The 6,560-nt window shown below is 45.7% G+C and carries 6 protein-coding genes; 1 reads left to right on the top strand and 5 read right to left on the bottom strand.

Annotated features, from left to right (window positions below):
* Positions 1-692: 692 nt before the first annotated feature.
* On the top strand, positions 693-2,102 hold the full coding sequence (locus tag J7K40_07140) for an IS1634 family transposase (GenBank protein ID MCD6162171.1): 1,410 nt from the start codon (positions 693-695) through the stop codon (positions 2,100-2,102).
* Positions 2,103-2,224: 122 nt separating this feature from the next.
* Here the strand turns inward: J7K40_07140 and istB are convergent, their stop codons facing one another.
* The 5 genes from istB to J7K40_07115 form a co-directional block, all read right to left on the bottom strand.
* Complete coding sequence (gene istB, locus J7K40_07135) at positions 2,225-2,974, bottom strand: IS21-like element helper ATPase IstB (GenBank protein MCD6162170.1); 750 nt, start codon at positions 2,972-2,974, stop codon at positions 2,225-2,227.
* A 1,191-nt stretch (positions 2,975-4,165) separates the two neighbouring features.
* Complete coding sequence (locus J7K40_07130) at positions 4,166-5,275, bottom strand: ParB/RepB/Spo0J family partition protein (GenBank protein MCD6162169.1); 1,110 nt, start codon at positions 5,273-5,275, stop codon at positions 4,166-4,168.
* A gap of 31 nt (positions 5,276-5,306) precedes the next feature.
* Positions 5,307-5,714: a hypothetical protein gene (locus J7K40_07125; GenBank protein MCD6162168.1), complete on the bottom strand. Its 408-nt coding sequence runs from the start codon at positions 5,712-5,714 to the stop codon at positions 5,307-5,309.
* A 75-nt stretch (positions 5,715-5,789) separates the two neighbouring features.
* Positions 5,790-5,933, bottom strand: a complete 144-nt coding sequence (locus J7K40_07120; protein ID MCD6162167.1) for a hypothetical protein — start codon at positions 5,931-5,933, stop codon at positions 5,790-5,792.
* A gap of 10 nt (positions 5,934-5,943) precedes the next feature.
* Complete coding sequence (locus J7K40_07115; GenBank protein MCD6162166.1) at positions 5,944-6,129, bottom strand: hypothetical protein; 186 nt, start codon at positions 6,127-6,129, stop codon at positions 5,944-5,946.
* Between the last annotated feature and the right edge of the window lie 431 nt (positions 6,130-6,560).

The following is a 6,560-nucleotide window of genomic DNA, read 5'->3' as shown; positions in this document are numbered from 1 at the left end:
GCACAGGAGAAGCATATTGTACTTTCTCAGGCACCTCCCGAGCTTTCTTCAGGCAAAGCGTACTTTTGAACCGGAAAAAGGATAGGATTTATTTCGTTGCGGAAAACTACGTCATTTGGGCGTGTTGCCAAGATTTGATCTTACAAGCATGGAAGGGATGTTTGAATTTTATTCGACATGCGTGAAGGTGAAACTTTCTTATCGTATTGTGAAGTTTAGGGGCACCAGATTTTGTTATGACTTCCAGCAGAAATTATTAACGGCCATGTTAACAGGTAGCATGACTTGTAACGCTGTCCTGTAGAACACGATGCTATTTTCTGTTAAGGGTTAAAATGAGAATTGCTCCCTTATTTGCCCTTCCTTCTATCCTGCCAATCTTCAATTTTCACGGAAAGCCACCCATAGGCAATCAAGCCAAATAGAATAACAAGGGACGCAACCCATCCAGGACCAGGAAAAATATCTATTGCCCAAATAAAGATTCCTAGCGTGAGTTTACTATAAAATCAATTTTTTTCAAGAGGGTTGAAGCCGTAACTTGTTGTTTTTTCAGGGGTTGCGGCTTTTTTTATCTGTAAATTTAGCATATACACTGATTAAAATACTTTTTATGCTTGACAATGGCAATAATAATATGATAGTTGACAGCTATTGCTAATCTGTATACACTGAACAAGGAAAGCGGATTAATGGCTACTATTCAATCAAAGAAATCCAGAGGCCATAAATATTGGTACATAGTCGAATCAAGACGAGTTAATGGCAAGCCAAGGCCCATTGTTTTAGAATATCTTGGCAAACCTGATGCTTTATTGAAACGGCTGCAAGGACTTACCAAAGGGCTGCGCCTCAAATCATACTCCCATGGCGCAATTGCGGCATTGCTGGATGTCGCTCATAAATTGGATATCTCTTCTTTAATCAATCAATATGTCAAGTCACCAAGGTCATATATGGCCGAGAAACCAATCAGGAATAACCTTACAGTTGGAATGACTCTGCTGCTGGCCGCCATTGGCAGGGTGTGCATGCCTACCAGCAAAAGGGGCTGGTCTAATTGGGCAAAAACAACCACCTTGACATACTTGCTTAGATGCAGCTTAAGCAAAATAGACAGTCAACATTTTTGGGATTTGATGGATGCAGTCCCCATAGAGGCAATCCCTAAGATTGAGAAAGAATTATTAGAAAGGATTATCAAGATATACGGCTTGGAAAGTAATACCCTTTTCTTTGATACAACCAATTTCTTTACCTACATTGACACAACGAACTTGCGGTGCACCATTGCGCAGCGAGGAAAAAATAAGCAAAAGCGATATGATCTGAGACAGGTTGGATTGGCCATGGTAGTTACACGTGAAGACATGATACCCTTGTTTCACCTTACCTATCAGGGCAATATGAATGACACAAAGGTTTTTAGGGCAGTTATCAAAGAGATTAAAAATAGACTGAAAGAGTTAGGTCTGGATGTTGAAAAACACACACTCATTTTTGATCGTGGGAACAATTCCAAGAAGAACATGACCATTGTGAGAGAGTTGCAGTTGCATTATGTTGGTGCACTTACTCCCTATAATCACAAAAAACTAATCGATGACGCGATTGATAATTTTGAGGAACTTGATGTCGGTGGTAACGTTATCCAGGTGTACAGGGATAAACGGGAAATTTGGCAAGAAGAAAGAACCGTGGTTGTTTTCATCTCTGAGAAATTGAAGGCCGGACAAATAAGGGGAATTTATCAGTCCCTGGAAAAAAAACAAAAAAAGCTCAGAGAATTGCAGGAATCGCTCTCCAATCCAAGGGCAAAAAAGAGGAATAAAGAGGAACTCGAAGAAAAGATAAGCAATTTACTCAAGGGGCAATTCCTGAATAACCTTATTGACTGGTCACTCAGTGAAATATCAGAGGGTAAGTTCCAATTGCAGTTCTCAATCAATCAAAAAAGACTCAATGAAATAGAGGACAAACTGGGATTTAGAATTATTATGACGGATCGCCATAATTGGAGCACTGTTGATATTGTTAAAGCGTACTATGGTCAATCTTTCGGTCTTCAACGCTCACCAAAATTGACCCTTTTGTGCTCATAGAAATTGACCCATTGGATGCACAGTTGGTTTTGAAGTGACAGAAGGATAACAGGGTGAGTAATATGAGAGGTGGTATAATCGGGAGATAGGGGAATGTGAGGGATGATATTTCCGGATAGGGATCAGGGATCTTTAAATGGTTTTTGTTGACCATCGGGCGTCCTGAGTGAAGGGCCATTGATACTGATGGTAATACAGTGGTGCTTAAGACGATCAAGCAGGGCCTCTACAAGGGATTTACGTTTGAAGAGATCATACCATTCCGGGTAGTCGAGATTGGTAGTAATGATGGTTGATTTATTTCCATATCGTTCACCCATCAACTTGAAGAAGGCATTGACCTGTTCCGGTTTGAGGGTTAAGTAACCGAGCTCGTCGATGACTAATAAATCGTAACGACAGAGGCGATTGATGAGTTTCGGAGTAGTGCGATCAGCGAGGGAGGCATAGAGTTCATCAAGGAGATCCTGTGCGTTGTAGAAGCGCCCCCGGTATCCGGAGATTAATGCCTGGCGTAAGAGTCCTATGGCCAAACCGGATTTACCTGTTCCGGGGTTGCCGATAAAGACGATGTTTTCCACCCTGTCGATGAATGAAAGGTGAGACAGTTCCAGGAGTTGAGCCCTGTTAACCCCTGGCTGTTTATCAAAAGGGAAGGTCTTGAGAGTCCAGTCCCATGGGATTTTAGCCTGTTTCAGACGGTAATTGAGGCTGCGTTCCTGCCGGTAGGCATGCTCTTCCATGAGGATACGATAAATGACCTCTGAGACGGGGGTTCCGGTTTTTTCCGCCCTTGAGAGTTCCTGATCCAGGACGTTTGCCATACCCCTGAGACGTAGATCCATGAGCAACTGATAGATTTTTTCACGCACTATGATTCATCCTGTTCCATGTTAAAGAAGTCGCCTGCAATCCTTTTAAGGATCATTTGTTCAAGGCGATTCAGGTCATAGAGTCCATAATGAAAGGCCTGCTCAATGGCAGTCTTAAATGCATCGGCAGGATATGTTCTCTTAATATCCAGGAGTCTCCGCATTCGTCTAACTCCCCTGCCGCTCGAATGCTTTTTGAGCTCCCGCACATACTGATCCAGGATGTCAAACTGTCCTGTCAGGGTTTTTTCTTCCTTCGATGGACCATTGTGTGCCCTATATCTGCTAAAAGGGCGATGATGTCCCTTTGCCGTGACCCTGGTGTTGAGTTTGTCCAGAATCCTTTGATGCCGGGCGATTTTTTGGTTTTTAAAGAAGACCGTGACGTGATCCCATGACTTATGGACCTCGACCTGTTTTCCCAGGAATCGCTCCGGGACGGAATAACGGTTTGTGTCCACGGCCACGTAACCTGCCACATCCACGACTCTGTAAAAGCTTTTGTAAACGGGAGGGATGTATGGAGGAAGGGGATTGAGATAAGGCTTTTCCATAAGATATGCCGCGTCCGGGCTCATGCCCAGCGAGCGTTTAGGCTTTTGGTTCGCCTTTTCAATGCACCATTTTGTTGCTTGTTCATTAAGATCATGCCAGTCAGAAAAGATTCGGCCGGGGAGGAAGTTTTTTTCTACATAAAAAAAGTTTCTCTCTATTTTGGCCTTTCTGTCAGGATCGCCGATTCGGTGTGGGACGAACTTCATGCCAAAGATATGTCCGAAACGTTCCATCTCAGGGGAGATGTCGGCATCCGGGCCGCTGCCGTTAGCCACAATAACACTGGTATTGTCAATGATACAGCGGGGGCAGGTTCCATCCATGAAGCGGAATGCCCCGGTAAGAAAGACCTTTGCTTCAAAGCGGGTGAATGAAGGATAGTACTGGATAAAGAGCTTGCGGGAGTAAGCAAGGACAAGGCCTGCACACTGTGCCTTTACTTTTTTCTCTCCAAGGATGAGATTATGGGGCGATGTGTCATGCTGGCACTCCTCTCCAGGAGCGAAGCTGTAATCTCCTGCCCTGTGTTTTGACTTATTTTCCCTCAGTTCCAGGTCGCGTACTATCCGGGTGAGGCTGCTGTAGGGGATAACGCAACCATATTTTTCCTGGAGGATTTCCCGGATACGAACCACGTTACCCCGGCAGGGTTTGAACAACTCCAGGATGATGGGTTTGATCTCCTCGTAAGGGGAGGAGGTTTGAGACGGGCTGTTCCCCTTTCCCCTCAGGACCCGTTTCACAGTGTTCCTGGAGATGTTGAGGATACGGCTGATCTCTCTGATTGTAACCCCCTTCATATGCAGTGTCAGGATAGTCTCTTTTGTCTCGGCAGTTTTCATGGCTGTCATAACTCCTGATTTCCTGTTCCAGGGCCAAAAAGGCCTTCCTGGTATCCTCAAAGGCCGTGAGCAATGCGCGGCGCTCAAGCCTCTCCTGTCCTTCATAAAAAAGGATAGGAACGTTTTGTGTAAGCCTCGAAAAGATATGCCTTGCCAATCTCAAATCCTTAAGCCATTTGCCCTCTGGCCCTTGTTTGAGGATTGTGGCTTGATTTTCTTGTTCCGCCGCATGGAGCGCTTTCAGGAAAAAATGAGGATTTTTTACTATTCTCTCTCTGCGTTTGCGGTTTGATCTCTGATAGTGATGGTATAGTTCCATGAGATCGCGGGTGGAGATGGGCTCTTTTATAAGGTTTTCTGCCAGGGCCTTTGCATGATCCGGTATGGCGCGCGCCATAGGCGCCAGGACCCTCGTTGCCGCCCATGTGGATATACGTCCCTTTTGAACTAATCCCAGGATCTCATCGGGCAATGCATGAACAAGGGCAATGCGACGGGATATCCAACTCTGGTTTCGCCCCATGAGCTGAGCTATCTTAGCTTGAGAGATATTATGCTGTCCCAATAGCTCCTTAATCAGGAGCGCCTCTTCCAATGGTTCCCATCTCCGTTCCTGGTTCTTCATAAGGACCCGAATCAAGGCATTTTGTTCGTTGCACTGCCAGATCTCTGCCGCCACCGTATCTTTCCCGCACCGTTTGAGAGCGGCCACCCTCAGGTATCCGTCAATAAGGACAAATGAAAGATCGCTTTCCTTTACAGTAATCACCGGTATGATTTGGCCGCAACGCTCTACTGAGTTCATAAGAGATGAGGCGATCTCAGGCCTGTGGACCCTGATATGTCCATACCTCATGATAAGTTGGCCAATCTCTATCTCCTTTGTTTCTGCGATGTATTCCATGGCAATTAACGCGTCCATTTTTGCAAGGGTCTCATTTCCTTAAGCCATCGACTATGATTTGATGAATGACGGCAGGGTCCCTTTGACACATCTCCTCACCTGTCTTTAAAGGCCCTGGAGGCTCATCTGCCGCCTTATCCGGAAGAGATAATACCTGGAATAGCTGCCCATCAAAGGCGATGAGGTCCTTTTGGATCAATGCATCTCGGGCCAGGATATACTCATCTACTGTAATCCTCAGGAGCATACAGATCTTATCGTAGCTGTAATAGGAGAGTCCCTTGCGGTCCCCCACCAGTATCAGAAAGAAATAGAGCAAGAGATCATGTTGGCTAAGGCCCTGAAAAAAGCCATCCCTCAAGAAACGATGCTCTATGAAAGAAAAGCTGCCTGTGATCTTGCGCACCCGTTCAGGGTTGATAGGTCTTCTTTCAATCATCTCTTTCCTCCATGGTTTTCGAACCTAATAGAAGATATGGAGGAATGTCTATCGAGTCCTTTTTTGCAAGAGTGGCTAACCGGTTGGAATCAAATAAACTTTTTGCGTTAACGCGTCCATCTTTGCAAGATTTTCTCCCTGCGCAATAAGGTAGTAACTGCCCGCTTTGACAGGTGAAAACAGGTCTTCCAACGCGTCCATCTTTGCAAGATCCTTCAAACGGCGTCTCTTATCCCGATGCCTTTGCAATATCCGGTTGCGCATCGCATACTCGGGATGTCCAATCCTGTACTCTTTCCAGTACCCGGGATTCCTCTCCCGCCAGCTCCGATGACTTTCCCGTTGGTTGGCCTGATACTCCGGGTCTGTCCTCATCTTTTCCCTCTGCCAGAGGGTCTTCCTGGCACGCTGGCACTCCTTACCGCCACAATATCGCTGGTCCTTTACACGAGGGTTCAGAATAAAATGACGCCCACAGTGGGCGCATCTAATCATGCAGTTCATGGTTACCTCCCAGTGGGAACCATAAACATACAAGGAGTGATACCTCAAAACAGAATTATATATGTGTGTGTAACCTGGTTTTACTTTGGATCTGGTTCTTATTCTTTCACGGCTTTTCTAATAGGTGGGTCAAATCGGTGAGCATAAATCTCTTTTGCAACCAGGTGGGTCAATTTTGATGAGCAACTGCGGGTCAGTTTCTGTGAGCGTCAAAGGTTACCGTCTCTATCGGACATACCGTGATCCGGCTGGATGGAATTTCCGCAGGTAAGGGTTTGGGCACAAAGGAGTTTGAGTCTCGACCCGCCAGGGTCTACTCGAATGAAGAGGGTCAGGTCACAA

This window comes from Candidatus Zixiibacteriota bacterium, from assembly GCA_021159005.1.
Classification (GTDB): domain Bacteria; phylum Zixibacteria; class MSB-5A5; order UBA10806; family 4484-95; genus JAGGSN01.
The sequence above is the reverse complement of the archived record's forward strand: the minus strand, read 5'-3'. Positions and strand labels throughout refer to the sequence as shown.

Coding starts and splice junctions, on each gene's coding strand:
- J7K40_07130 (MCD6162169.1), bottom strand. CDS start 5,275: ATGGAATACATCGCAGAAACAAAGGAGATAGAGATTGGCCAACTTATC.
- J7K40_07125 (MCD6162168.1), bottom strand. CDS start 5,714: ATGATTGAAAGAAGACCTATCAACCCTGAACGGGTGCGCAAGATCACA.
- J7K40_07140 (MCD6162171.1), top strand. CDS start 693: ATGGCTACTATTCAATCAAAGAAATCCAGAGGCCATAAATATTGGTAC.